Source organism: Evansella halocellulosilytica, assembly GCF_002335745.1.
In the GTDB taxonomy this organism is placed as follows: Bacteria; Bacillota; Bacilli; order Bacillales; family Salisediminibacteriaceae; genus Bacillus_CA; species Bacillus_CA halocellulosilytica.
The window spans coordinates 871,987-896,928 of record NZ_NIST01000001.1 but is presented as its reverse complement, the minus strand read 5'-3'; the positions used below and the strand labels follow the sequence as shown (position 1 = coordinate 896,928).

Genomic DNA, 24,942 nt, shown 5'->3' with positions numbered 1-24,942 from the left:
TTTATTTTCTTCACTTTAAAAAACCACTCCATTTTAGAGTGGTTACATGATACATGATCCTGAATTTAAGACTCTTCCTCTTCGTCACCATCACCGTTCACAAATCCGATGACTTCTGAGAAAAACGACTTCGTTTGGAACCACATCCAGTCGAACATGCGGTTAATTTCTTGTATATCTCCGGCAACTTGCCCTGCTGAAGCCATATATCGTTCGCCATTAATGACCGTAATATCTCCTTGCACTCTGCCATTAATCTCGATATCACCATTACGAACAACTAAATTCCCATTAATCGTTTCGCCTTCAGGAATGATGACAACCCCTCGATCCTCGTCAACGATAAAGTGTCCGTCTCCTTGAACACTGATCTCTTTTGGACCGTCATTCCAAATCGAAGAAATACTGACGACAAATACAAGGAAAAACACAGCGGCAGTCAAAACGATCGGATGTCTTCTCATCCATGTTTTCCACTTGTCAGATTTTGATTGTTTTGGCAGCTGATTCATGACGTTTGCAGTAAAACCTGTAGGTGCTTCAATATGAGAGGCACTTTGAATAATTGCAACTGTTTTACGTAATTCCCGCAAAGATTTTTCGCATTCTTTACACTTGACGATATGACTTTCAAATTGCTTTTTTTCAAGCAATGTCATCTCTTCATCTAAATATTTATGGATTTGTTCTTGTTTTTCTTTTTTGCAAGCCATCACCATAGCTCCTTTCCTGTCGACTTATGAGTCACGCAATCTCTTCCTTAAAGCTTCTCTACCACGGTGGATACGTGTTTTCACAGTCGCGACGGGAAGATTCAAAATTTCACTAATTTCTTTTAAAGAAAGGTCCTGCATATATTTTAAGATGATAGCTGATCTGTATTTCGGCGGCAGCATCATGACCTCGTGCTGGATCCACTCCTGCATTTCTAATTGGACCACTTGATCTTCAGGTAAATCTTCATCTGTTGCTATTTGTGAATAATAGGTAAGGTCCTCTGTTCCTGCCACTTGATCCTCCAAGTGGAAGTCTGGTTTTTTCTTACGTATTCGGTCAATCGCCAAATTCGTTGCAATCCGAAAAATCCAAGTTGAGAACTTACGGTTAATATCATAGGAATCGATGTTTGTATATGCTCGCAAAAAAGCTTCTTGAGCAATATCCTGTGCTTCATGTGTATTCCCAAGCATGCGGTACGCAACTTGATACACTTTATCCTTATAAAGCTCAACAAGCTCTTCGAACGCTTGCTGATTCCCCTTTTTCACTTCCATAACTATTTTTTTGACGACTACATCCATTGTATAACCTCCGCTCTCTCGCGGTTATCTCCATTTACGAAAACAACCTTTAAAAGGTTTCAAACAATCTTATTTTATCATTACTAGAAAAAAAATAAATGGATTTTCCAACAAAAATCCATGTTTTACATTTTACTACATTGGGTATATAAAAAATAATTTAAAGCCTCATCTACAAAGGAGAGAGCTTATGGATAAAGTTATTTTTAGTGAAAAAGACCTTTTAAAGGAAATTGAGTATGCTAGAAATAAAATGCATCATTTATCCACAGAAAAAGAGAGAACCTCCAAAGAGGTCGTAGAAATGAGCACGTATTTAGACACACTACTAATCCAATACCAGTATATCAATGCGAAACAATTCAATAAAGCTCAGTAGCTAAGTAATGACGGAAAAACCAAATTTATTTGGTTTTTCTATTTTTGAAGCAGGCACAAACATTTGCTCAATGTTCATTATAATACAATCAATAGTGTTATGGCATATATACACATTATATAAAGTTCCATCGCAAAAGTAATATGACGATAAAACAAAAAAACTCGGGCACATTAACCCAAGTGTTTCTACACTTTAAATCTTTACATTTAAAATGGTGAGCCATGAAGGACTCGAACCTTCGACCCTCTGATTAAAAGTCAGATGCTCTACCAACTGAGCTAATGGCTCGTAGCTTTTCCACGATGCACTTTCATGTAGCTTACGGACGATGTCACGCTTCGTTGTCTTTCCTGTCTCTTCCTCTGCAAGTATTTCTCTGGAGCGTATCCGTCGAGACAACTCGAAGCTGATTCGTGATGTACACGCTCGTCACTGAGCTAATGGCTCGTAGCTTTTTCAATGATGTTATTCATTACGCTTCGGTACCGAAACAACACATAAAAGACAAAGTAAAATGGCAGGGCTAGCAGGATTCGAACCTGCGAATCACGGAATCAAAATCCGATGCCTTACCGCTTGGCTATAGCCCTTTAGTATAAAAGTTACTGGTGCTAGCCAGAGGACTTGAACCCCCAACCTACTGATTACAAGTCAGTTGCTCTACCAATTGAGCTAGGCCAGCATTTATGGTGGAGGATGGCGGGCTCGAACCACCGACCCCTTGCTTGTAAGGCAAGTGCTCTCCCAACTGAGCTAATCCTCCTTATTGTTTTGAAATAAGCGGCGAATCTCTTCGTCAGATACGCTCTCTCGCATTCTCACGTATCAACATACGATCCGGTGCTCTTTCTCTTTCTTCCTCGACCTTCTTGCTTCTTTCAAACCAATTCTTTCTAATATTGGCGGCGAATCTCTTCGTCAGATGCGCTCTCTCGCATCCTCACGTACTTAAAAACACTCCACTTCGTCACAAACATGTTGCCACCGGAACACACTGTCAGCTCCACTCACTCTTAACGTAACTGTTCATTTCAATGCTTGTCCAACAATAAGGATTTCATACGAAATGAAGGCAAAAAAAATAAGAATGGTGACCCGTAGGGGATTCGAACCCCTGTTACCGCCGTGAAAGGGCGGTGTCTTAACCACTTGACCAACGGGCCGCATTATGGAGCTTCCTAGCGGGCTTGAACCGCTGACCTCATCCTTACCATGGATGCGCTCTACCAACTGAGCTAAGGAAGCAATGGCTCCACAGGCAGGACTCGAACCTGCGACCGATCGGTTAACAGCCGATTGCTCTACCAACTGAGCTACTGTGGAATATTTTCAATGCCTGGCAACGTCCTACTCTCACAGGGGGAGATCCCCCAACTACCATCGGCGCTGGAGAGCTTAACTTCCGTGTTCGGCATGGGAACGGGTGTGACCTCTCCGCTATCGCCACCAGACATATGTTGCTCCCCGACTCATTCGGAGAAGCTTTATTTGAGACATTTGATATATTACTATTTTTTTTTATTAATTGCAAGTCCTTTTTCATAAAAAATAATAACTTTTTTTCTCAAGCAAAAATCCTTTACTATCAGTGCTTATCGGTACGTTCGTCACGTATCATTTTGGCTTTTTATATTTTTACCAGAAAATTGTTTTTGCCTAACATATTTTAAATATTCTTTTGGGGTTGTAAAGCGTTTATACAGCTGAAAAATAATTTGATACCTCTCTTCCATCGCTCTTTTTACGATCCCATCTATTCTTGAATCGGTTAAATCTAATAATAATTCCTCAAGCTCTCGTTTTAATAAATACTCGATTTCCTGTGATTCTTTTCCATTTAACATTAGACCTAACATATCGACACCTCCGACTACTGTGAGCTTCCAGACCTGCTTTTTATTTTGATCTCTCAAAAAACTTTTTCCAAAAAGAGGATTAAGAAACTATAGAAAAATTATTTTCGTTTTTATCGGATTTTATTCATAATTGCCTGTCCAAGGAATACAAATGAATTAAAGAATGGACAAGGGGGAAAAGGTATGAACTTCATTTGGGTGTGGAACGCCAAGACGTTAAAGAAATATATGATTATTGCAATTGCTGCGTTTTTTACCGCAGGGATTTTCTATGTCGAAAGGACGCAAATCCCTGTTTTTTCAACTGGTGAAAAAGCTGTAGCAATATACAAGGTGGAAACTGAGGAAAAAAAGACAGCTCTTACGTTTAATATTAGTTGGGGAGAGGAACGAGCAGTTCCAATATTAGATACATTAAAAGAGCACGACATTTCGGGGGCAACGTTTTTCATATCAGGTGCATGGGCGGAGAGGCATCCTGAAGTCGTTGAACGAATAGCTGAAGATGGTCACGAAATTGGTATTCATGGTTATAAACATGAGCATTATACCCGGTGGGAAAATGACCAAATTCGAAAGGATATTCAAACAGCCAATCGGGTTGTGCGTGAAATTACAGGAGATACACCGAAATATTTAAGACCCCCAAACGGTACGTTCGATCAACGAGTTTTAGATGTTGCAGAAAATTTAGATCACAATATCATTCATTGGAGTATTGATACTAAAGATTGGTTAAATCCTGGTGTTGATACGATTGTCGAGACAGTCACATCAAACCTTACGAATGGTGATATTATTCTGTTACACGCATCCGATTCGGCAAAGCAAACAAACGAAGCACTGCCTGAAATAATTGATGTATTAAAAGATAAAGAACATGATTTTGTCACAATTTCGGATCTACTGTCAGGCTCAGAAATTACATCTGAAGAAATTAAATAAAAGCGGTCAAAGGCTCCTCCCTAAGACCCTTTCATATGATAAACCCCAGAAGATACCAGGTGCCTGGCACCTGGTATCTTCTGGGGTTTTGAAAAAAAGCTCGACCTTCTCTTATTTGGAAGATTGAGCTTCTGCTTTTGCTTTCGTTGGTTCGTGCAAACGATGAAGGACGAGCACTTGCCATGTGTTTGCAACTAGTAGCGGCACGATGGCATTGAGTAAAAATGTAAAATCATTTTCTCTTAAAGCAGGGAACCACTCAATCGATGTAACGACAACGAGAAAGAAGACCGTTGGCACGAATGCTGTATAATTCGTATCTTTACTTTTGAAATATGCGACAATCATTGCATAAATTAAAAGTAACGCAGGTAAGACAGCAAACGCCACCATCGATTCACCAGGCTCAGCAAATGCCATGTGACGGAAGAACATTAAATCAAATAGTGCAAAAGCAATGATGATCACCTGAACCCTTGTCCAGAGCTTTTGGGACTTAAATATTCCTAAACCGAATCGGTGGATCGTTAAATATGCAAAGAATCCCATTTGTGCAATGACAGTCCATATCGCTGCCGTAATTCCGATCATGAGGATCCCGCCAAACTGCATATTTGCCAAGTCATTAATATGTGTATTCCAATCAAGCATAAATCCCATTAAGAAACCAGCAGTCGTTCCGATTAAGAACGTTGTATAAAATAAAAAGACGACTTTTCGTGAATTCACAATACTTCCTCCTGTATAACTTCAGTCCACCCACTATTGTATCAAAATTTCTTTTCGCTTCGCCACTTTTAATTATAACGGACACAAGGTGTTCAAAAATGAATAAATCCATTCCGACTAAAGCATCCTATAAACAAGCCTTGGATTACTATAACAGTCTGCCTTTGCTCCATTGTTTTGAGCCAGATTATCGTGTTGACTGTGAAGCCGTTAAAATCTTATTAATGGAATAAAGACTGAAAGGGGCTTCGACTTGTGAAGCGTAACAATAGAGCATCTACATTTTTTATATTATTATTAACGATCATCTTTCTTACGAGCTGTGCCGCACAAGCGGAAGAACCTAAACAGCCAGATTATGAAAGCACGAAGAATATGATGGTTGATATGTTAAAGACGGATGAAGGAAAACAAGCAATTAAAGAAGTACTCCAAGATGAAGAAGTGCGCCGAGAGCTCGTCATGGAGGAAGATTATGTAAAAGAGACAATCCAAACAACACTCACTTCCGATGCAGGTAAGGAGTACTGGCAGAGAGTGATGCAAGACCCTGAGTTCTCAAAAGCATTTGCCGAAAGTATTCAGCAAGAAAATGAAAAAATGATCAAGAATTTAATGAAAGACCCAGAGTATCAGGGAATGATGATCAATGTCATGAAAGATCCAGAAATGGAAGAAAAATATTTGGAACTTATGCAAAGTAAAGAATACCGGCAGCAAGTTATGAACGTCATGACCGAAGCATTAGAAAGCCCATTATTTGTCGCAAAAGTGAATGAAATTTTAGCAAAAGTAGCCGAGGAGCAAATGAAAAAACAAGACGAACAACAACAAGAGGATCAGGGAGGTGGAGGTCAACAGTAATGTGTGGACCTTCGCCTTTATGATGTTCGAAATCCCAAATCAACTCCAGAAGTTATACGAGAAACAGTTGAACGAAAAAGCCGGCCAAAACGGCCGGCTTTAATATATTCTTATTTCGTTTTTGAAATAACTTTATCTGCAATTTCCATATATGTTTTTCCAATCGGATGATCTTCATCATAAACGGAAGGAGCGAAATTTTCTTCATCAATTTCAGGCTGACCTAAAGGAATATGAGCTAATACTTCGCTTTTTAGTTCTTCAGCAAGCTTTTTACCGCCGCCTTTTCCGAAGACATACTCTTTTTCCCCTGTAAGCTTACTTTCAAAATAAGCCATGTTCTCAACAATACCGAGAATTTCATGCTCTGTTTTTAGTGCCATCGCACCTGCTCTCGCAGCAACAAATGCTGCTGTCGCATGAGGCGTTGTGACGATAATTTCTTTTGACTGCGGCAACATTGAGTGAATATCTAACGCCACATCTCCAGTTCCTGGCGGCAAGTCGAGAATTAAGTAATCTAAATCTTCCCATTCAACTTCATTGAAGAAGTTATTGAGCATTTTCCCGAGCATTGGGCCGCGCCAAATAATTGGTGAATTGTCTTCTACGAAAAAGCCCATTGAAATGACTTGAACATCAAATCGATTAACTGGATAAATTTTCTGTCCAACAACTTTTGGACGTTCTTCAATTCCCATCATATCAGGAACACTGAACCCGTATATATCGGCATCAATAATCCCTACCTTTTTCCCTTTGCGGGCAAGAGAAACTGCCAAGTTAACGGAAACCGTAGATTTCCCGACACCGCCTTTACCACTCGTAATAGCGATGAACGTTGTACGATCAGTTCGGTCAAGAAGAGATGATCCTTCTTCATCCCCGCCTGTGCCACCGTGTTTTTCAATTTCTTCATCAGACATTTTTTCAAAACGGAGGCCGACAGATTCGGCTCCCGCACCTTTTACCGCTGTGACGACTTCTTGCTGTAAGTGCATTTGTTCTGCCGTTCCTGGTTGGGCAATTGCCAACTTTAAACTAACCATATTCTCTTTAATTTTAAGTTCTTTAACCGCGTTCAACTCAACGAGGCTTTTTTTCAAATCAGGCTCTTGAACATCCTTCAATGCATTGAGCACTTGTTGTTCAGTTAACATCGTAACACCTGCCCTTAATTATGTTAAATATGTAGTCGAATACGTTTACAACCTAAGTATAACATATCTCCTCCACCTTTATCGTGCTATGCATCACACATATAGAATTTCCTTTTTTTATAAACCACACCAGATCTTATTGAGACCTGGTGCGTTTTTTTTCAATAAGCGAAGAGACTGCATTAACCTTCTGCTGGCAGCGGATCCTCATTGTAATAACGTAGAAACCCTTCATAGATAGAAGCAGCCACTTTATTCTGGTAATCCTTCGTTGATAACAGCTCAGCTTCATTCGGGTTTGATAAGAATCCGACTTCGACCAACGCTCCTGGAATCCGTGCTTCCTTTACTAAATAAACACTGTTAATCGGTTTTGCCTCTCGTGTTGTATTTTCTAAATTCCTGCGAATTTCACTTTGAATTTGTTTTGCAAGCTCTTCATTTCCTTCAATGGCTCGATTATAAAAAGACTGTGCCCCGCGCCACCTCGCAGATGGAATGGCATTTAAATGAATGCTTACGTAGGAATCTGCATCTGATTCATTAATAATGTCTACACGTTTTCGTAAATCCTCCACTTTTCTGGAACGGATTTTCTTCGTACCATCAGAAGCTAAATCGCGATCTGTCTCGCGCGTCATAATCACTAATGCACCAGCTTCCTGTAAATAATCACGTAATATTAAACTGATTTGCAAGGTGACGTCTTTTTCTAACTGACCTACACGTGAGGAGGCTCCCCCATCAATTCCCCCATGGCCTGGGTCAACGACAATGACTTTGCCTGATAGCGGCAAATTCCACCCTGTCATTTCATTACTTGAAAACTGCTGTTGAATAAAAATAATGAGTATTCCGAGACATACTAGTCCAATGGCATACTTCCATGCTTTCTTCATCTCCTCGTCCCTCCTTGTCTCCTTCTAAATATATATGGGACGAGTTGTATTTTATGATTGAAAAATTTTAATGAAGCCTCAATCGATGGCGTTTTTCTCCTTCTTTAAATCCTTGGATCCACCATCTGTCTAAAAAAGCTGTGCTTTTCTCTCTTATGATAGCTGTTTCTTTATCATCAAGAGTAAACCATGCCATAAACTGACTTGCACATTGTTCACTGTATGCACGTAATTCATCCTGACAACGAAGTTTTACTTTTTCAGGAGGATCCCCATAATAACCGAAACGGCTAAATTCAGAGCCTAATAAATAGGCGTCTATTCCAATATCCAGGCAAAAATCAGTTAGATACATCTTCCCGACTGATTCGCCAAATTGATGAGAGAAAAATGTTTCAAATACATCTGTCTTCATCGTTTGAATCGACAATGAGCGAAGAATGCTACGCTCAAATTTCCATTGCTTTTTCCTTCTCTTCTCACCTAAAGATGTAATGACATTCATGATTATTCGCCTCAACTTTTATCTCTAAGATGTCTTCCCTGACATTTTTAGTTTCTATTCTCTCTGAAAATTCATAAGGGCAAATACTTCCCAAACAAAGAGGAAACACCCATGGCACACCTTCCAAAAGTTAACTGAAATAATCATCAAAAAAAACGGTTATGATACAAATAAACCTTCACACCAAAGCAACAAAGAAATGTAAAAGCGTCAACCCCTTACCACAAATTGTCGGGGACCAGGTCCCCGACAATTTTGTGAACATTTATTCGGATTTCGAATTAATAAGGCTCCATTGGACGATTTATTTTTGTGAATAATCGAGCATTTAGAGAAACCTTTTGTTGCGGTTATATTATCATCCATAAATTTTATAAGTCTTGATAGTCCAAAAAAACGTCCTGTTTTCACAGGACGCCATTCATTGTTAGTTATTCAACCGTTTGACACCATTACCGTTAGACTGGTTGCCATTGTTGTTTTTTAATAATACTTTCAGGCCTTGTCCCATATCAGATGCGAGCACGTAGTTACGGTCAACAAATACTCCCCATACGTTAGTTTGATCAGGTGTGTATCTGCCTATTTCCTCTGGGTTGCTTGGGTCAGTAATATCAACTGATAGCACTCCCCCAGAATAATAAGACAAGTACAATGTATTACCATGAACTTTCGGGTCATGGACCGTGTTAGCAAATGTACTTCCAATAAAATCATATGTTAAATCAGTCGTAAATTCACTTAATAAAACTGGGTTTGTCTTATCTTTAATATCAAATATTCGTGTATAACCATAGGCATCTTCATAGCCTTCGCCATGCGGGTTTGCCACTTCTCGTGTCTCAATTAATATGTTACCTCCTCTTGCTAAAGCTGCAGAGTGTGCTGCTCCTTTTTGGTAATCCGCAAATTCCGTTCGACCGAGGTACTCTGGGTTTTCTGGATCTCTAATATCAAATATGACTGTACCGAGATCCCACATCGATACATACGCATAATGACCGTTGTTATCAGTAATGACACTATGGTTAAACACTGGTCTTGTATGTCCGTCTGGAGAATCCCAATGATAACCGTTGAAATCATCGGCTACATCTGGAAGGTCACGTGGATCGAACTCCCACAACTTTTCCGGATTCGCTGGATCACTTACATCTATTATTTGAAAGTCTCGTTCTTCCCCATTCGTATAATAGTCTGCATATGGATTTGAAAGAAGCATAAGTGCTCGATTCCCTTGAGTTGTTAAATATAGCTCATGCGTTCCTGTAATCGCACGATCTAATTCATAAAAACCGAGACGTTCTGGTTCATATGGGTTTGATACATCATATAATACAGCCCCACCAATACTATCTGGACGATCTGGATGATTTCGTGAAGTTTGCTGTAAACTTACGACAGCTAAATCCCCACTAAATTCCTGAGTATTTACTCTCTTTACGATAACCTTTTCTTGCCAAGTATGAGGTATATCATGAGCAAATCGAGCGACTTCAACCGGATTTTCTGGATCTTGTAAATCAAAAACGCGGACACCACCATTTGCCCCGTTTGCTGTATGTGTTCCTAAATATGCAAATCCTTTATGTGAATAAACATCTGCTGTATTGTTTTGCACACCGTCAATTTCTTCAATCTGAACAGCAGCTACCTCACTCAAATTTTTCACATTTTTATTTCCATCTTCTTCAGGATCAGCAAGCATTTCTAATGCATCATGGTCAAAAGGAGGATGTTCCCCTTTATTCGTACCTTCAAATGCATCATGGGCTTGTCCAATTGTGGGAATCGCTGTAAAGACGAGTGCTCCAGCTAAAACTGAATTCACAAACAACTTCGTTCTCTTTTTCATCCAACCGCCTCCTACTCCCTAATTTATTTTTCAGATAAAAGTATAGTGAACAAGCATTTATTTAGCTACACGAAGTTTTCTTGTTCTTTCGAGGATATCCGTCTTTTCATCATGCGTAGGTCATAATATCCTTTATTTATATGTCGATAATTAACGAATATTTCTGAATACTCATTAAAATATAATAAAATTAAGCCATTGAACCTATAAAAGGTTCTTTATATGTCTCCAGCTTCTTAGTTGTACCATTCGTAACCGTCTTCTTATCCAGCTATCCCATACTTTGAATTTGTTCTTCACATTTCCATAACGAAAATAATTTGCCCAACCTCGAATGTATGGATTTAATTTGTCTTGGATAAGTAGTTGAATATCAACTGTTTGGTTTCGACGAGTCATTTCTTTCACTCGTTCCTTGAATGTCGCCTCTTTCTTAGGGTCTATTCTTCGAATATCTCCGATGAATTCATAGCCTAAGAATGTAAATGGCTCTTTGTTGGCGTTGACAACTTTAGTCTTTTCTTGATTCACAGTTAGACTTAGCTCTTCCTCAAGAAATCTTGAGACACTTCGCATAACTCTTTCTGCGCCTTTTGAACTTTTACAAAGAATGATAAAATCATCCGCAAAACGGACGATTCGGTGACCTCGCTCAGTCATCAGTTGATCAAGCTGATGTAAGTAGATGTTCGAAAGTAATGGACTTAGCACGCCACCCTGCGGAGCTCCCTCAGGGGTATCTTCGTATCGATCTCCTACCATGACACCTGCTCTGAGAAAACGGTGAATGAGTTTGATTATAGACCCATCTGTCACTCGTTTCCTTATTTGATGTTCCAGTTTATCATGTGGGATCGTGTCAAAGTAGGATTGTAAGTCGGCATCGATGACATAATGGTATCCTGCATTCAAGTGTTCAGTGACTTTGTCTAAAGCCATATGAGCACTTATTCCGGGCCGAAAACCATAGCTACACGGAAGGAATTCTTCTTCGAAGATCGGTTCCAATACATTTCGAAGAGAAGCTTGTACGATGCGATCTTCCACCGTTGGTATCCCTAGTGGACGTTGTTTCTTGCCATTATCTTTGTCGATCATCTTTCGTCGAACAGGTTTGGGTCGATATTGTTTATCTTTTAGCTTCTGTTGGAGCACTTCTAGATTGTCCTCCAGCTTTGCTTCATAGCCTTCAATTGTTACCTTATCAACCCCTGGTGCACCTTTATTCTTCTTCACTTGATAGAAGGCACTTACTAGATTCGCTTTCTTGTACACTTTGTCATACAAACTGTACCATACACGTCTTTTCATCTGTTATTCCCCTTACGCCATTGCTTTCGCTTCTTCCTTTGTTTCTGCTTCCCCATATAAATGTGATTCTACAAGGTTGATAGCTCACGGCAATAACTTGTGCATCTCATTTGGCGGTAGACGGTGTACCCTTCTGTTCCACCCTGGCATCAGCCCCCTTGGCTCTTGTCCAGCTTCTGTCTACTTCCGCAGTCATAAGTAAGCCTACTCACATTGTTCTTCTATGGGTCACGCCCTTCGCACGAATCCCTACCTTTTGAGTATAGGTTCGCAACTGTATCTATGTACAGTTTCACTCATGTGCTGTCCTCGCTACTGTCGCCAGTAGGTCATTGGCATGTGCTTCTTCACTACTATGGCGATCTCTGACTTCTCCCTTTAAAGCTCATCCTGTGTCCTTGGCTTAGCCTTGTGACATCAGTACCTACTTTAGGAAGCAGGGAGATCTCAATGGGTCACATCATGTACTTTCCCTCTAACCCAGCCCTCATAACACTTTGAGTTTCTAACTATTCGGACTTTCTGTTGTCTTGCACAGTCATCCAACTCTCGTGCCAACATGGGATATCAGCTCTGTTCAGAGGTTTGCCTTCAGATCCTCCGCACGCTACTTCACAGTCAACGCACTACCTGTCAGCTAATGCTTGCCGGCTAGTCGATGCATTCGGGACTTTCACCCTTTAGCACATGTGCTGCCACTCGCGAAAAACCCTCCCTGCTCCAAAAGAGCAAAGAGGGCTGAACCCTTGGTATATAAGGGATATTAACGTTTTGAGAAATATACAGATAAACTCTAAGTGTATTGAATACATCGTAACCCATTAATATCAACGTTTTGGGAATTGTTATATGGATAAAAATGTATGAAAAAGGATTAAAAATGACATTACTTGAACCAATTTGAACCAATCGCAGATGTTAGTTGAATACAATTTTTTATTTTCGAATTTTCAATTCGGATGATTTAAGTTCAAAATCAGTTAGGCTTGTATACTTCTCTAAAATATATTTAACGTCATCATTATCTTCTTTTGAATTTAAAGGGCTTAATAATATCTCCATTTCCTCAAAAACATTTTCGTTAAAAGGAAAATCTATATAATCATTATTAAAAGACATATTAATTAGGTCTGATCTCATGAGTTCTACCATTTCTTCTGGCTTTCCTTTTAAATACTTTCCGCTTTGGTTATTTCGATAATATTGCTGCGGTACCGCTATTAATCTATATCTCCATTCAGATTGTCCAGACCAATAATTCCTCTTAAAACGTCCTAAGTATTTAGTATCGATATTAAAATTAGATGTTTCGTTACCACATTTTTTGCAAACGTCATTGCCCATTTTCACTACTGATAAATTAATCAAATAATCATCTTCTGTATAGGTAACTGGTATAAGCTCTGGACGATTTGGTGGCAATAATGGCGGCGATATATAAACATCATTTTTATTACCAACCTCTGCACTTATATTAAATATTTCATTTTCATTTAATCCAGCGCTAAAAAAATTTCTTGGGAGACCAATTCTAACACCATTTACTCCACCAGTATAAGTTCTCCACATTTCTACAGATTCTTGCTCTAAATCAGTCCAACAAGAAACAAAACATATTTTGCCTATATCTTCATAATCAGAAGTCATTGACTCTTCCATATCGTCAACTACCCCTAAACTAGAAAATCTAAAAGTTTTGTTCTTCATAATTAATTCAAGTGTTTCTATACTACAATAATGATATAGAAGGTTTGCCATATAAATATCACTTCCTAGTTTTTTAAACTTAAACTGTCAAACGGTCTTCCAAGAGCGATTTCACCAATTTGTTTAATCGTCCCTCTACCGTCATTCATCGTATAGAATTTAACCCCTTTTATTTTTACATCTTCTATTTCATCTTCAAAAACTATCTCAGCTTCGTGTTCATTAATGTAAGTTAGTAAATCTTCTTTCCACTGTTCTTCTTCCATATTTCGTCCTTTTGGCTCGATGAATATCTGAATGAAATAATCACTGTTTTGTAGATAAAGAATAAAGTCGGGTTGGAATCCTGCCAAATTCACTTCACCATGTCCACTACCAAACTGATGCAATTTTAATTTATTATTTTTTGCTGACTCACGATGCATATTTTCATCCATACGTATTAAATACACATCAGAATATTCTTCCTTTAACTCTGCAACTCTTTCTGCAATTCGATCGATTAATTGCTTTTCGGTTAGGTTAATAATCGCGGAATCATAAACAAAGTAATCTTCTTTTATTTCATAACGATCCACTGTCTGCGGACTATCCTGCATAAACGTTTTACCCGTGTCATAATTTGGTACACGTTTACGATAGTTTGCAATATACTCCTTGATTGGATAACCGATAAATTTACCAGTTCCACGTTGTTTGCTGTAACCTGATTTTATTTGTTTTGCGACATAAGAAAAGTAACGCTCTAGAATGTTTAACTTTTCAGTAGCCGTTAGTACACTACTATCCATTGTTCGTGGAATCGTAACATAGATTGTTCGATTATAAATATTTAACCATTTCTCTTCTAAAAAATCTTCTCTCGAACTTAGTAGCGGAATATACTTTTTCAAGTTAGAGAAATGATAGAACGACAAACGATTCATAATTTTAATGAGATAACGCTTATCAAATGTAATCGCAACGTTATAAGCGTTTGTATAGTCTTCTTGAACTTTAGTATCTTTATAACTCACTTCTTTTAATGCAGATATATATGGAATCACAACATCGTTTTTTGTATCAATACCATATTTCTCTAATGAATCGTAGTAGTTATCCGTTACTTCAATGGTTTCATTGTAATAAATTTTGCCGTATTTCCATACATCTGTCCGTTTGAAAGTAGGCTTGACCTTAACATCAATTAACGGATTCTTTTTATCTTCCCCAGTCGGTAAATTCATTTCGTCTAATGCGCTCACTAAGTTCTTCAAGTATTGAGGTTCATTAATTGTATGATAGTGAATCGTTTCTAAAATCAAGCTGTCTTTACTATCGTCATTAAACCTGCGTGTATATGAACGTTGTCCATCTAGTAAAAATGGGTAATACCTTGCACCACGTCCAATTAATTGTGCTTCTGACATAGTCGTTGCTTTCGTTCCTTTTACTTTTGGATCATCACTTAAACGAACAATGTCAAAGAGGTTTAATACATCCCATCCCTCTGTAAGTCTAGCAACCGCAAAAATGACACGATATAAATTTATTGGACTTTCTAAGCTGTTTAAAGCTTCATAGTGACCTTTTTCTAAGATACCGGATTGACTCGTGTCATTGGCATTAATAATTCGAGTTGGAGCAAGTTCCCGTTTTATATCCCTGACTATTTCACTTAAATCGTCCTCATGTTTACGATAATAGTTATGTGCCAATGCCAATGTTTCACTATCATCTTCAGAAGTTATTTGTGCTTGTCTATTAAGAAACACTTTTAAAGATTCAACGGTCAATGTATCAATTAACTCGTTAAATTGTTCGTGGGCTTCATTAGAAGTATCAATTCGCTGTGATTTAAACATAATAACAGGTTTTATATATGCACCATGCTCTTCCAGTGCATATCTTCTTCTATATTCACTTAATAAGACTACATTCATCATGTTGTCCACGTCTGTATTACTCGACTGAATTCGCTTTACATTCTTGGAATATTTATCTTGGATGAAACGGTCGAGTGCATAGCGATACAACACTTTATCCTTGTATTTTTCATAGACATTTTTATTTTCCAAGTCAATTGTAGCGGTAAACTCAAGTAAACGATTGTCTTCATTTGCGTTTAAAATCGTCGAGATTGCTTTTTCCCATGATTGTTCCGCTTCTTGTTCTGACTTGGTAGAAGCGGAGTAATGGTGTGCTTCATCTCCTAATATAACGACTTTATTCCTTGCAAAATCCTCTTTACCCATCGCATTTTCTTTTTGGGTGTAAATATCAGCAGCAACACGTTGAACAGTTGCTAATTTTAAATAGATCGTATTCTTACTTTGATTTTTTGGGAAAGATTGAACTTGCTTAATTTCTATTCGTTCCCCATCTATTTCAATTTGCGGTTTATATAAATACTTGTCCGATGCCATATTAGTCAGGTTATCAATCGTTTTATTTAATACACCATTTGTATTTACTAGGAATAAAAAGTTTTGATAACCCTGCTCTTGATAGAGGTATAAAATAAGCCCTGCCATTAAATCTGTTTTTCCACTTCCTGTTGCCATGTTGAATAGTACATGATTCACATTCCTAAAACGAAACTCATTCGCTGCTTGTGAATAATGAAAAAAGCGTAAAGCCGCATCTTGATAATCCCTGAACGTATGTACCATGTTCTGTTTAATGTATTCAGGTGTTTCCCAAGCACCTTCTTCGTTAAATAAGCTTTCATTTAGTCCTCTTACTTCGTCGTATAAAGGTAATGGTAGTTGTTTCTTTTTCTTTGCCACAACTATTCACCACCTTCATGATAAAAGTCTTTATTAAATACATAGTCGCTATTAGAAATTAAATCACGAACGTTCTCATCGTCAATTTCAGAGTAGTTGTAGTAGAGTTGATTTTTATCAATGATTTTAATGAGAGTTTTCTTTTGGTCGTCAAATGAAAGTACATGTAACGTTTCCTTAACGGCTTCTAAGTCAACACGGAAATCAATTTCCGCTTCTTTTAACATAAAATCAAACACTTCATGTAGTTCTGTTTGTGTTCTAGCATCTCGAATGGATTTTAAAAACCCACGATTTTTCTCCATTAATTCAACGTAAACAAAACTTCGACCACCTTGCCAATTCACATCTTCGGAAATGCCACTTTGCTCACCTTCGATTACCTTTTGAAGACGTGGTACAGTTACTTCATTAATATAATCCATTTGTTCTATCCCAATAAATTGACGTTTCATTTTTTTTGCTACTGCTGGTGTTGTTCCTGAACCAATGAAAAAGTCCAAAACTAAATCCCCTGAATCCGTACAAACGTATATTATATCTTTAATTAGAAATTCTGACTTAGGATAACTAAACACCTTATCTTTAAACAATGACTTAAGTCCGTGTGTTGCAGTTTGCCCAGTGTATTCACTTTTGTTCCATATAGTCTTTGGTTTTTCACCCTGATAATCTGATTCCCTTTCTTTTACATACAAATCATATTTATTATTCCGTTCAATTACCTCAATGTACTTATCTTTCTTCTGTAAAAATGTCTCTTTTCCCCATCTCCAACACCGCTCTATCCCATTTGGATCGATCGGTAATATTTCAATTGTTGACGATTCCTTTGTTAAAGTTAAATCATTAGTTTCAGTATTGAAATAGATTGGGTAAAATAATTTCGGACGTTCCGTTTTTAAAGAGTTATTTCCACTTCTTCTAAAATTCCGGGTTTTATACAAGCCATATTCATCTTTTTTGTTAAACTGTTTTATCTTTTCCTTTGATAATGGTAAATAGTTTAATTTAACTTTTAAACGGTCCTTTGCGTATATAATCATATTTTCATGTGCAGTTGGGAAATGTTCCTCATCTTGTCTTCCTCCTGGATTATGTACAACAGACACAACACCTAACCTGTTTGATTCACCAAATATTTCATCTAATAAAACACCTAGATAGAAAAGTTCATTATCGTCTATAGCTATAACAAACACGCCATCGTCGCGTAAAAGCTCCTTTGACAGTTCAACTCTATTTTTAATAAACGTTAACCAAGTAGAATGATTAAAGTTATTATTATAATGAAAGGTTGTTGCGGAACTTTTGGTGTTATATGGTGGGTCAATATAAATCATTTTCACTTTCTCCGCATATTTTTCCTTCAACGTATGTAACGCAAGTAAGTTATTCCCTTTCATAATCAAGTTGTCATCTTCACTAAAGCTATATACTTCATGTTCACCACGTTCATCGTATTTTTTAGCATTCACTAAAATCTTCTTATCTAATAGAACGTCAATCTCTTCTTTTGCAATGAGTTCGTTCAAAAACGGTTCATTTGGACGTAAATCATCTTTATCTGTATCTTCTTCACTCATGCTTGCTTTTAATACACTATCTTTATAAGGGAAATCTAATACAACGTCTGTAGATTCATCGATAAATTTTCCTCCCGCTGTTAAACCAATTTTCTTCGAGTATTTTGTATACGAGTCTTTCCAGTATTCGTCTGCTTCAAATAGCTGAATGAGTTTATTTGATTGCATGACGATATTCCCTGCAATATCAATTGTAAAGTTGCTCTTTAATGTTTCATTCGAAATAAATGCTTCAAGCAAATCTTTATCATATGTATCTAAATCTCGAATGACCTTATTTTTGTTTAATAATTCTCCTATAAAATATTTTTCACCAAATTGCTGTAAAACCTGTTTAATTGCTTCATTAATTTTAGTTTTCATGTCAAAATCCGTCCTTCTAATAATTTAATCTATGTAATAGATCTTTATTAATCTCTATTTATATACTATCATATAAAATATTTGTTCATATATCTTGAAGAAAAAAAGGGAATTGTTTCTCCCTTTTTTAAATATAGCCTCTTTCTTTCAAGCTAGTAAAACTGTTATCACTATTTACCACTAAGTGATCAAGCACTTCGATGCCTAGTAACTTTCCAGCTTCGACTAATCTCTTTGTCACATTAATATCTTCCATCGATGGTTTTAACGTCACCACTTGGATGCTGATGTGCAACAATGACACTTGCTGCATTATTAAGTATTGCTGATTTAAACACCTCCCGTGGATGAACAATCGAGGAATTTAACGAACCAACATGACAACGATGAACTGCGACGACATTATTTTTCGTATTTAAACATATAACAAAGAACACTTCACGATCATCACGACCAATAAAGCGAGACGCTATCTTTGCTCCGTCTTCTGGACTACGAATGATATAATCAACACATTCTTCAGCCTCTCTGATAATTTGTTCAATGCGAACTACTTCTAAAATGGTTTCCATCTAGATCAACCTCTCTATTATTTTTTGACCTTTTTGGTCACCACAGAGAGAATCTTCGCATCGATTAATGTCAAGTGGCGTAAGTAGCAAAGCTATCAAGTGATTCGTGGATATTCTGGGGAAGCCCAATGAATTAGGGTGCGTTAAAAGCGTTAATTGCCTTCTTACGCACCCTTATCCTACTTGGCTGTCTCATAACATCCGAAGAACGAAGACCCTTTACCTAATCGATAATGCGTCCATTCTCTACGGACGCATTAGGAGATTACAATTGGGAGAGCTGAAAAGGAAAAATACATAGCTAGTCAGTGACTTACATCTATTTTATTTAGATGGCTCTTTAATATCATTAATGATTTCTTGCTTTACATTTTCTTTCAAATAATTTTTAGCATCAATTTGAAACCCTAACCACTCACCTTCGCCTTCAATGGCTTTAAGAGGGGTTGTCAAACCATGAATTAAATTATTACTAATGAAGTGCTCTTGTATATCATCATTGAACTTATCCTCATCTATTAATTGTTCAAATATAATATTTACTAATTGCTCTTTCTTTTCCATTATTTCTTCTTTCGTAGGTGAAGGAATTCTTTCGTTCATCATTTTGTTGTATTTTGTTTTTGGTATTCTTTTTTCATAAATACTTTCATCAACTTTTGTTCCTAACACCTCTGCAAAACGTTCAAACATTTTTATGGCGTGATGGTCTATAGTCGTTTTTCGATTACCATTCCGTTGATCTATTAGTTGCTTTTCATGAAATGCAATAATTTCTTCTACAAGGTCTTCTCTGTATTTTTTATATCTATTATTACTTTTAGTTCTTCTATTTTTTTCGTCATCAATCAGACTATCTATTTTGTCCCATTCATCATGTTTTAATGTCTCATATAATTTATCCTCTTTCGCTTCAAAAAAATCTCTATAATATTTATTCCATGCTTTCGAGCTAATCAGATGATCATCCTTTTCTTTCCCCTCAAATTCATAACCAAATCGTTTGTCAATTAACGTTAATATTTCTTCCTTGCCATAATACTTATGCATGTGCAACGAACCCCTTCATGTTTTATTAAATTATAACACAATCATAAAAGAAATATCCATAGAGATACGCGCTTTATCTGCCATAGATTAGATAAAATCAACGTGATAGGATGTATATAGATTGAGGCCACAATCAAAATATCCATAGAGAAAGGATGAATTCTTCACATGAAGAAATTACGCCAATTTAACCTTTTTGACGCAGTAGGGTTCTTCAAGGACAAGGATGTACGAGTGATGTCACACGAGGACTGGAAAGAATACGATGCGGACGGAAAGAATCCCAAAATCGTAGGCACTAAGTACAAAACAGTAATTGCAACCGATCGAACAGAATACACGGGAGAAGATGTAGCACCTGACCTTAATGCAGGAGAGCAGGTTGTGGTTAAGGTCGCCAAGCCGCCAAAAGAGTATAAGAAATTCAGTAAAATCACGTTTGTAAATCCGACAGCTGCTGTGTATGGAACGTTCATGAGTGAACTTTCTGTTAAAGCAGATGATGTGGAAATTACTCAACCTAAATAAAGGACAGGGGACAATTAGTTCCCTTTCTATCATTACCATTTCAATGCATGTGACCGTCCGGAATCACAATATTAGGATGTGGATTACATGAAGAAAACATACCGAATGCAACGTGGGTTTATTTCATTTCTAATCATTGGCTTGTTTCTCGTTTTATGGTTTTTCTTTTACAAACTGTATCCATTGATTGTAGAACAAATAACGATATTACAGCTTCCACTTGTTCAGCCACATATCTTCTTGGTTCCTGTTGGGTTGATGGTAATTGGCTTATTTATTGGTTGGTCATTTCGCAATAAATTATGGTTTGGACCACTTTTTTCCGTTCATTACTATTCGATGATAAAACGATTGAGAAGGCATATCAAAGATGCAAGATTTGAAGATGAACGTGAGTTTGATAATCGTTTAGTTAGATTACCGAACATCGAAATTGTATTTGATGATAACCGATCCAGAAAATCAGGAAAAGTGTTAATCCAAAACTCCATTAAATTCGACAAGAAATTAGAAGACATGAGAATTGATTCAGCGTTAAATGGATATGTATGTGAACGTCAATATTTGTCTAGAGACCGTAATTGCTACATCTATGAGTTTTATGCTGTAGACTCACAAAAACAACTGGAGATTAAATCAGCAAATGATTTGATTGAATGGACAAATAAGACAGCAGACGATTATGCCTTACGTTTAGATGAGCGTGCAACTGTACCGTTTCATCATATGGGATTAGTCGGCCAAACAGGTAGTGGAAAGTCGTTTTTTATTCAAATGCTAGTTGAACAAATATTATCGAAAAAGGCCAACCACGAGTTATTCATTATTGATCCGAAGCGAACAGACGTATACCAAATGGCAAAACACTCCGTTGGTGATGAACGAACTGCCGACAAGAAAAGTGCGATTGAACTAATTAAACAATTTCATGAGCGTATGAAAGAACGTCAAGATGAATTACAAGTCTATTTCAGATCAAATCGTAACAATACGTATAAGGATGCAGGTTTTCCCGCTTTAATCCTGCTTATAGATGAGTTTGGGGCATTAAGAGAGTCGTGGAAGACTTTGGCGAAAAAGGAACGTGATGAAGTCGACAGCATACTGTCTGATATTGCATTCATGGGTCGTCAACTAGGCTGTATTTTATGGGTAGCGACACAACAAATGAATGCTCAAACTATGCCAACAGCGATTAGAGAACAGCTCGTCTTAAAGATTGCTTTAGGTGATAGCGATGAGCAAACCTATAGAACTTTATTTTCATCTGGTGTGGATATACCACCAGTTGAGTTTACTGCGGGTCAAGGAATTTACAGTTATCCAGGGCTTGCAAGTGCAGACAATCCACGCTTGTTGACGGTTCCTTACTGTAGCTTCTTGAATGAAAGCACCTAGCTTTTCCTTAAGGAGAGACGGCACAGAGAGCGGAAAGGGACCCGCCGTCTAGGCGGGGAAGGTTCCGCTCCGTGCTTTACACCTTTAGGAGAGCTGTGGTGCAGGTAATCACCACAGCTCCGATAGGAAGCAAAATTAACAATTAACACCGTCATAGCAGGCTTTTACACTTGAAAAACTTTCCCTAAAGTTTTCCGAACGAAATGGAGTGAACAGCACATGATTAAACCAGATATAGATCAATTCACACTAGTTTTACAAGCAACAGGCGTATTTGACTTTGACGAATGGCGTGACTGGGTAGCAAAATGCTTAATAGGCACATTCTTGGTTAAATCAAAAATGTATAAGCTATTCGACGACTTTGATGAAGCAGACGTTAAGCTACCTGAAGGTTATACCGTAGGCTATTCATTCATCAATGCACCATTTTACTTTTGCATTGCCTATCATGAAGCATTCACGAAAATGGGTGTCATAGTCAAATTTAGCGCTTACGCATGGCATGAATATCGGAAGCGATATGAAGAAGAATTTAACGAACCAATTCATTTACACACCTTTTTTAAGTTGATTGATACTGATGAGTATTCTTTTAGACTTTCACGAATTGATATGTGCTGCGACTTTTTTAATGAAGGCATTGATATCGCTAAGTTAAAACGTTCAATTGAAGAGAAAAGGACTGAATTGCGCTATGGCAAGTACTAATAAAACCTATCTGCAAAAGGTTATTGATGACAATAAAGAAAAACCATACAAAAGAAACAACTCGAAAGTGTCCGACGTGTCCAAAAACTTTCAGGCTCAAACATTGTATATCGGGGCAAAGAGCAGAAATACAAAAGTGCATTTACGCATTTATGATAAAAAAGAGGAACAACTGTCATGAAACACATGCGCCATGTAGCCAAAGAAGTAGATGACTGGACACGCGTTGAAGCAGAGTATTCCGGTGATTATGCGCATCAGCTAACAGAAGCAATAAAGCAATGTAATACGGATGAACAACTCAAAAACTTAATAGTGAGCTCTATCATTGATCGATACATGTTCTTTTACACGAGCTCGAATCGTCCACATAAACTTACAAAATTAATGCTCGATTTGTTGGACCAGAAAGATTTTCACTTTGAGTCACCTTCACCACGAAACAACTTATTGGAACAGTCGATAGACCATTTAATTAAGGGATCTGGTCTTCTTCCGACATTGTGGAAGGTTGAGCAGATATGGGGCAACGGCACAGCATTGGAGTTAATGAATTATTTCTATAAAAAGTTCTATGAAGAATTTGAGCCCAATGATGACCATCTATCATGGGTGAATAAATACAAGGCACTTTATCTGTTAGAAGGTAAGCCTTGGGAAGGATGATATTTACATGAATAAGCCAAAAGTAAGAGAAAACATAAAGAATGTGATTGAAATTGTTGACTCAGTTCTACAGGGTGAAAGCACAATCAACAAAAAGACCAGTGATTCGGATTATCAAAAACACAACTATACGCCTGAGGCTCTATTAGCAAGTATTAAAGATAGTGCTGAAAGTGCAATGAAAGGGTTAGACGAATATGAATAAAAATAACGAAAAGGAGAAAATGTCACATGAGCACTAACATGGCTACCAAAGACTATCCGTATCTTTTAACTAGAGAACAAGCATCAGATTTCTTAGGGATAGACCCAAAATCCTTTGATAAATACATCCGACCACGCGATGAGCTAGAGCGCTTCATGATTGGCAAGCATGAACGATACACAATGAAATCTTTAGTACACTTTATCGAAAAACACTCCGTTTAAAAATGCCAACAGTTGATAAGATGCTAGTTTAGAAATACAATATAATTGTATTCAACTAGCATCTATCAGCTATTTTTACGAGAGGGATGATAGTATGGCTAGTATAGTAAAAAGAGGAAAGTCATATCGAGCACAGGTTTCTTTATACAAACATGGTCAACATAAAAAGATTGCTCAAACCTTTCCAACAAAGAAAGAGGCAAATCTCTGGGCTTTAGAAATGGAATTAGCGAAAGGTGAAGGAAAAGAACTTGCCCATAGAACAACAACTTTTGCAGATTTCTTCGAGAATTGGATTTATCTTGTAAAAGTCAATGATGTTAAAGAAACGACATTTCAAAATTATGTTCGTACTTTAGGCATTATTAGAAACTTATTTCAGGATATCCAAATGAAAGATTTAAATGATATTGTCGTTCAAAAGAAAATTGATGAGTATGCCAAGACACATTCTCGAAAAACAACACATGAGGTTCTTCTTAAAATAAAAACATCCTTACGTGATGCATATGCTCGTGGTTATATCGCAAATGATTTTGCTCGTTTAGTGAAAACACGTGGAGAGAACCCACCGAAACGAAACAAAGCTTTATCTATTAGAGATTTTAAAAAGCTTCGTAATTACGTTTTAAAGCATCCAGAAGACGAATTTAACGTACTTGTATTAGTTGCGTTAGAAACAGGTATGCGACGCGGAGAACTACTAGCAATACGCCCAGAGAGTCTTTATGAATACGGAATAAAAGTTAGACATTCCATCAGTCCTACTTCTGAAGACACTTCATTAAAGACACAGAATGCAAAACGTGATGTTTCTATAAACAAAGAGGTGTATGAGCTTATTCGTCAAATTCCTGTTAAAGAGAATGGCTATATCTTTAGTTTTGGTGGGTTTAAGCAATCCGAATTATTAACTGAGCTATTAACGGAATTAAACATTCAAAGAACAACCTTTCACGGGCTAAGAGATACACATGCATCATTTTTATTTGCTCAAGATATTGATATTGCATATGTATCAAAACGTCTCGGTCATATCAATATCCAGACCACACAGAATTATTATCTAGAGCTAATGCCAGAAAAAAAGCACCAGCAAGATGCCGATGCTTTAAATCTGTTAAGTGCTTTGTAATATTAATTACTGATTTGAACCAACTTGAACCAAAAAATTTTTGTAAACGTTGGTATATCAACAATCCTATTAACGTTTAGAGAACTGAGGTGCACGACGTGCTGCTTTAAGACCGTATTTCTTACGCTCTTTCAAAGACGGGTTTCTTCCTTATTAAATAGGAGTTCATAAACGGCTTTAAATCAACGTTTCTCCCCTTTGGTATTAACTGGTATTTTTTGA

23 protein-coding genes, 7 tRNA genes, 1 rRNA gene and 2 pseudogenes are annotated in these 24,942 nt (G+C 37.3%); 10 read left to right on the top strand and 23 right to left on the bottom strand.

Features of this window, described 5'->3' with window-relative positions:
• Nucleotides 1-65 precede the first annotated feature (65 nt).
• Complete coding sequence (locus CD001_RS04175) at nt 66-713, bottom strand: anti-sigma factor family protein (protein ID WP_096186316.1); 648 nt, start codon at nt 711-713, stop codon at nt 66-68.
• A gap of 24 nt (nt 714-737) precedes the next feature.
• A complete protein-coding gene (sigW, locus tag CD001_RS04170) occupies nt 738-1,301 on the bottom strand; it encodes an RNA polymerase sigma factor SigW (RefSeq protein ID WP_096186315.1) in 564 nt (187 codons plus the stop codon).
• A 190-nt stretch (nt 1,302-1,491) separates the two neighbouring features.
• On the opposite strand from sigW, the gene CD001_RS04165 reads away from it, so the two are divergent.
• Nucleotides 1,492-1,680, top strand: a complete 189-nt coding sequence (locus CD001_RS04165) for an aspartyl-phosphate phosphatase Spo0E family protein (RefSeq protein WP_096186314.1) — start codon at nt 1,492-1,494, stop codon at nt 1,678-1,680.
• Between the two features lie 215 nt (nt 1,681-1,895).
• On the opposite strand, the gene CD001_RS04160 is transcribed toward CD001_RS04165, so the two are convergent.
• The 9 genes from CD001_RS04160 to CD001_RS04120 form a co-directional block, all read right to left on the bottom strand.
• Nucleotides 1,896-1,971: transfer RNA gene (locus CD001_RS04160), tRNA-Lys, on the bottom strand.
• Between the two features lie 227 nt (nt 1,972-2,198).
• A tRNA-Gln gene (locus CD001_RS04155) sits at nt 2,199-2,273 on the bottom strand.
• Nucleotides 2,274-2,289: 16 nt separating this feature from the next.
• Nucleotides 2,290-2,365 (bottom strand) — tRNA-Thr (locus tag CD001_RS04150).
• Between the two features lie 5 nt (nt 2,366-2,370).
• Nucleotides 2,371-2,446 (bottom strand) — tRNA-Val (locus tag CD001_RS04145).
• A 325-nt stretch (nt 2,447-2,771) separates the two neighbouring features.
• A tRNA-Glu gene (locus CD001_RS04140) sits at nt 2,772-2,846 on the bottom strand.
• 6 nt (nt 2,847-2,852) lie between these two features.
• Nucleotides 2,853-2,928: transfer RNA gene (locus CD001_RS04135), tRNA-Thr, on the bottom strand.
• 2 nt (nt 2,929-2,930) lie between these two features.
• Nucleotides 2,931-3,006: transfer RNA gene (locus tag CD001_RS04130), tRNA-Asn, on the bottom strand.
• Nucleotides 3,007-3,017: 11 nt separating this feature from the next.
• Nucleotides 3,018-3,134, bottom strand: a 5S ribosomal RNA gene (gene rrf, locus CD001_RS04125).
• Between the two features lie 156 nt (nt 3,135-3,290).
• Nucleotides 3,291-3,539: a hypothetical protein gene (locus CD001_RS04120; RefSeq protein ID WP_096190482.1), complete on the bottom strand. Its 249-nt coding sequence runs from the start codon at nt 3,537-3,539 to the stop codon at nt 3,291-3,293.
• A 183-nt stretch (nt 3,540-3,722) separates the two neighbouring features.
• Here CD001_RS04120 and pdaB point away from each other — a divergent pair, with 183 nt between their 5' ends.
• Nucleotides 3,723-4,484 (top strand): polysaccharide deacetylase family sporulation protein PdaB, encoded by a 762-nt coding sequence (gene pdaB / locus CD001_RS04115; RefSeq protein WP_096186313.1) that lies wholly within the window; start codon nt 3,723-3,725, stop codon nt 4,482-4,484.
• A 111-nt stretch (nt 4,485-4,595) separates the two neighbouring features.
• Here pdaB and CD001_RS04110 read toward each other — a convergent pair whose 3' ends face one another.
• Nucleotides 4,596-5,213 carry a KinB-signaling pathway activation protein gene (locus CD001_RS04110; protein WP_096186312.1) on the bottom strand — a complete coding sequence of 206 codons (618 nt, stop codon included), beginning with the start codon at nt 5,211-5,213 and terminating at the stop codon, nt 4,596-4,598.
• Between the two features lie 255 nt (nt 5,214-5,468).
• On the opposite strand from CD001_RS04110, the gene gerD reads away from it, so the two are divergent.
• Nucleotides 5,469-6,077 carry a spore germination lipoprotein GerD gene (gene gerD, locus CD001_RS04105; protein ID WP_257009698.1) on the top strand — a complete coding sequence of 203 codons (609 nt, stop codon included), beginning with the start codon at nt 5,469-5,471 and terminating at the stop codon, nt 6,075-6,077.
• A gap of 110 nt (nt 6,078-6,187) precedes the next feature.
• On the opposite strand, the gene CD001_RS04100 is transcribed toward gerD, so the two are convergent.
• The 10 genes and pseudogenes from CD001_RS04100 to CD001_RS04050 form a co-directional block, all read right to left on the bottom strand.
• Nucleotides 6,188-7,237: an Mrp/NBP35 family ATP-binding protein gene (locus tag CD001_RS04100; protein ID WP_096186311.1), complete on the bottom strand. Its 1,050-nt coding sequence runs from the start codon at nt 7,235-7,237 to the stop codon at nt 6,188-6,190.
• Nucleotides 7,238-7,419: 182 nt separating this feature from the next.
• Entirely contained in the window at nt 7,420-8,136 is a 717-nt protein-coding gene (gene cwlD, locus CD001_RS04095) for an N-acetylmuramoyl-L-alanine amidase CwlD (RefSeq protein ID WP_096186310.1), read from the bottom strand.
• A gap of 67 nt (nt 8,137-8,203) precedes the next feature.
• Nucleotides 8,204-8,641, bottom strand: coding sequence for a DUF2521 family protein (locus CD001_RS04090; protein ID WP_096186309.1), 438 nt, complete (start codon nt 8,639-8,641; stop codon nt 8,204-8,206).
• A 427-nt stretch (nt 8,642-9,068) separates the two neighbouring features.
• Complete coding sequence (locus CD001_RS04085) at nt 9,069-10,496, bottom strand: LVIVD repeat-containing protein (protein WP_096186308.1); 1,428 nt, start codon at nt 10,494-10,496, stop codon at nt 9,069-9,071.
• 204 nt (nt 10,497-10,700) lie between these two features.
• Nucleotides 10,701-11,807 (bottom strand): group II intron reverse transcriptase/maturase, encoded by a 1,107-nt coding sequence (gene ltrA, locus CD001_RS04080; protein ID WP_096186307.1) that lies wholly within the window; start codon nt 11,805-11,807, stop codon nt 10,701-10,703.
• Between the two features lie 936 nt (nt 11,808-12,743).
• Nucleotides 12,744-13,565: a DUF2971 domain-containing protein gene (locus CD001_RS04075; RefSeq protein WP_096186306.1), complete on the bottom strand. Its 822-nt coding sequence runs from the start codon at nt 13,563-13,565 to the stop codon at nt 12,744-12,746.
• A gap of 14 nt (nt 13,566-13,579) precedes the next feature.
• The gene (locus tag CD001_RS04070) at nt 13,580-16,282 is read right to left on the bottom strand and encodes a DEAD/DEAH box helicase family protein (protein WP_096186305.1); all 2,703 of its coding nucleotides are present in this window, start codon (nt 16,280-16,282) and stop codon (nt 13,580-13,582) included.
• Between the two features lie 2 nt (nt 16,283-16,284).
• Nucleotides 16,285-18,231, bottom strand: coding sequence for a site-specific DNA-methyltransferase (locus tag CD001_RS04065; RefSeq protein ID WP_096186304.1), 1,947 nt, complete (start codon nt 18,229-18,231; stop codon nt 16,285-16,287).
• A gap of 127 nt (nt 18,232-18,358) precedes the next feature.
• Nucleotides 18,359-18,803 (bottom strand): annotated as a pseudogene (gene radC / locus CD001_RS04055) (RadC family protein).
• A 324-nt stretch (nt 18,804-19,127) separates the two neighbouring features.
• Nucleotides 19,128-19,853: a hypothetical protein gene (locus CD001_RS04050; RefSeq protein WP_096186301.1), complete on the bottom strand. Its 726-nt coding sequence runs from the start codon at nt 19,851-19,853 to the stop codon at nt 19,128-19,130.
• Between the two features lie 168 nt (nt 19,854-20,021).
• Between CD001_RS04050 and CD001_RS04045 the strand changes: the two genes are divergently transcribed.
• The 7 genes from CD001_RS04045 (at nt 20,022) to CD001_RS04010 (ending at nt 24,720) form a co-directional block, all read left to right on the top strand.
• Complete coding sequence (locus CD001_RS04045) at nt 20,022-20,381, top strand: hypothetical protein (RefSeq protein ID WP_096186300.1); 360 nt, start codon at nt 20,022-20,024, stop codon at nt 20,379-20,381.
• 87 nt (nt 20,382-20,468) lie between these two features.
• Complete coding sequence (locus CD001_RS04040) at nt 20,469-21,779, top strand: FtsK/SpoIIIE domain-containing protein (RefSeq protein ID WP_096186299.1); 1,311 nt, start codon at nt 20,469-20,471, stop codon at nt 21,777-21,779.
• Between the two features lie 219 nt (nt 21,780-21,998).
• A complete protein-coding gene (locus CD001_RS04035; protein ID WP_096186298.1) occupies nt 21,999-22,490 on the top strand; it encodes a hypothetical protein in 492 nt (163 codons plus the stop codon).
• Between the two features lie 177 nt (nt 22,491-22,667).
• Nucleotides 22,668-23,156 carry a hypothetical protein gene (locus tag CD001_RS04025; protein WP_096186296.1) on the top strand — a complete coding sequence of 163 codons (489 nt, stop codon included), beginning with the start codon at nt 22,668-22,670 and terminating at the stop codon, nt 23,154-23,156.
• Nucleotides 23,157-23,163: 7 nt separating this feature from the next.
• A complete protein-coding gene (locus CD001_RS04020; protein ID WP_096186295.1) occupies nt 23,164-23,361 on the top strand; it encodes a hypothetical protein in 198 nt (65 codons plus the stop codon).
• 26 nt (nt 23,362-23,387) lie between these two features.
• Entirely contained in the window at nt 23,388-23,585 is a 198-nt protein-coding gene (locus CD001_RS04015; RefSeq protein WP_096186294.1) for a MerR family transcriptional regulator, read from the top strand.
• 94 nt (nt 23,586-23,679) lie between these two features.
• Nucleotides 23,680-24,720 carry a tyrosine-type recombinase/integrase gene (locus tag CD001_RS04010; protein WP_096186293.1) on the top strand — a complete coding sequence of 347 codons (1,041 nt, stop codon included), beginning with the start codon at nt 23,680-23,682 and terminating at the stop codon, nt 24,718-24,720.
• Nucleotides 24,721-24,789: 69 nt separating this feature from the next.
• Here CD001_RS04010 and rpsI read toward each other — a convergent pair.
• Nucleotides 24,790-24,867: pseudogene (gene rpsI / locus CD001_RS25895) on the bottom strand (30S ribosomal protein S9); the annotation flags it as partial.
• Nucleotides 24,868-24,942: the final 75 nt, after the last annotated feature.

Bases quoted from the DNA above. Each gene is read 5' to 3' on its own strand.
- CD001_RS04175 (WP_096186316.1), bottom strand. From the start codon at position 713: ATGGCTTGCAAAAAAGAAAAACAAGAACAAATCCATAAATATTTAGAT.
- sigW (WP_096186315.1), bottom strand. From the start codon at position 1,301: ATGGATGTAGTCGTCAAAAAAATAGTTATGGAAGTGAAAAAGGGGAAT.
- CD001_RS04165 (WP_096186314.1), top strand. From the start codon at position 1,492: ATGGATAAAGTTATTTTTAGTGAAAAAGACCTTTTAAAGGAAATTGAG.
- CD001_RS04120 (WP_096190482.1), bottom strand. From the start codon at position 3,539: ATGTTAGGTCTAATGTTAAATGGAAAAGAATCACAGGAAATCGAGTAT.
- pdaB (WP_096186313.1), top strand. From the start codon at position 3,723: ATGAACTTCATTTGGGTGTGGAACGCCAAGACGTTAAAGAAATATATG.
- CD001_RS04100 (WP_096186311.1), bottom strand. From the start codon at position 7,237: ATGTTAACTGAACAACAAGTGCTCAATGCATTGAAGGATGTTCAAGAG.
- cwlD (WP_096186310.1), bottom strand. From the start codon at position 8,136: ATGAAGAAAGCATGGAAGTATGCCATTGGACTAGTATGTCTCGGAATA.
- CD001_RS04090 (WP_096186309.1), bottom strand. From the start codon at position 8,641: ATGAATGTCATTACATCTTTAGGTGAGAAGAGAAGGAAAAAGCAATGG.
- CD001_RS04085 (WP_096186308.1), bottom strand. From the start codon at position 10,496: ATGAAAAAGAGAACGAAGTTGTTTGTGAATTCAGTTTTAGCTGGAGCA.
- ltrA (WP_096186307.1), bottom strand. From the start codon at position 11,807: ATGAAAAGACGTGTATGGTACAGTTTGTATGACAAAGTGTACAAGAAA.
- CD001_RS04075 (WP_096186306.1), bottom strand. From the start codon at position 13,565: ATGGCAAACCTTCTATATCATTATTGTAGTATAGAAACACTTGAATTA.
- CD001_RS04065 (WP_096186304.1), bottom strand. From the start codon at position 18,231: ATGAAAACTAAAATTAATGAAGCAATTAAACAGGTTTTACAGCAATTT.
- CD001_RS04050 (WP_096186301.1), bottom strand. From the start codon at position 19,853: ATGCATAAGTATTATGGCAAGGAAGAAATATTAACGTTAATTGACAAA.
- CD001_RS04045 (WP_096186300.1), top strand. From the start codon at position 20,022: ATGAAGAAATTACGCCAATTTAACCTTTTTGACGCAGTAGGGTTCTTC.
- CD001_RS04040 (WP_096186299.1), top strand. From the start codon at position 20,469: ATGAAGAAAACATACCGAATGCAACGTGGGTTTATTTCATTTCTAATC.
- CD001_RS04035 (WP_096186298.1), top strand. From the start codon at position 21,999: ATGATTAAACCAGATATAGATCAATTCACACTAGTTTTACAAGCAACA.
- CD001_RS04025 (WP_096186296.1), top strand. From the start codon at position 22,668: ATGAAACACATGCGCCATGTAGCCAAAGAAGTAGATGACTGGACACGC.
- CD001_RS04020 (WP_096186295.1), top strand. From the start codon at position 23,164: ATGAATAAGCCAAAAGTAAGAGAAAACATAAAGAATGTGATTGAAATT.
- CD001_RS04015 (WP_096186294.1), top strand. From the start codon at position 23,388: ATGAGCACTAACATGGCTACCAAAGACTATCCGTATCTTTTAACTAGA.
- CD001_RS04010 (WP_096186293.1), top strand. From the start codon at position 23,680: ATGGCTAGTATAGTAAAAAGAGGAAAGTCATATCGAGCACAGGTTTCT.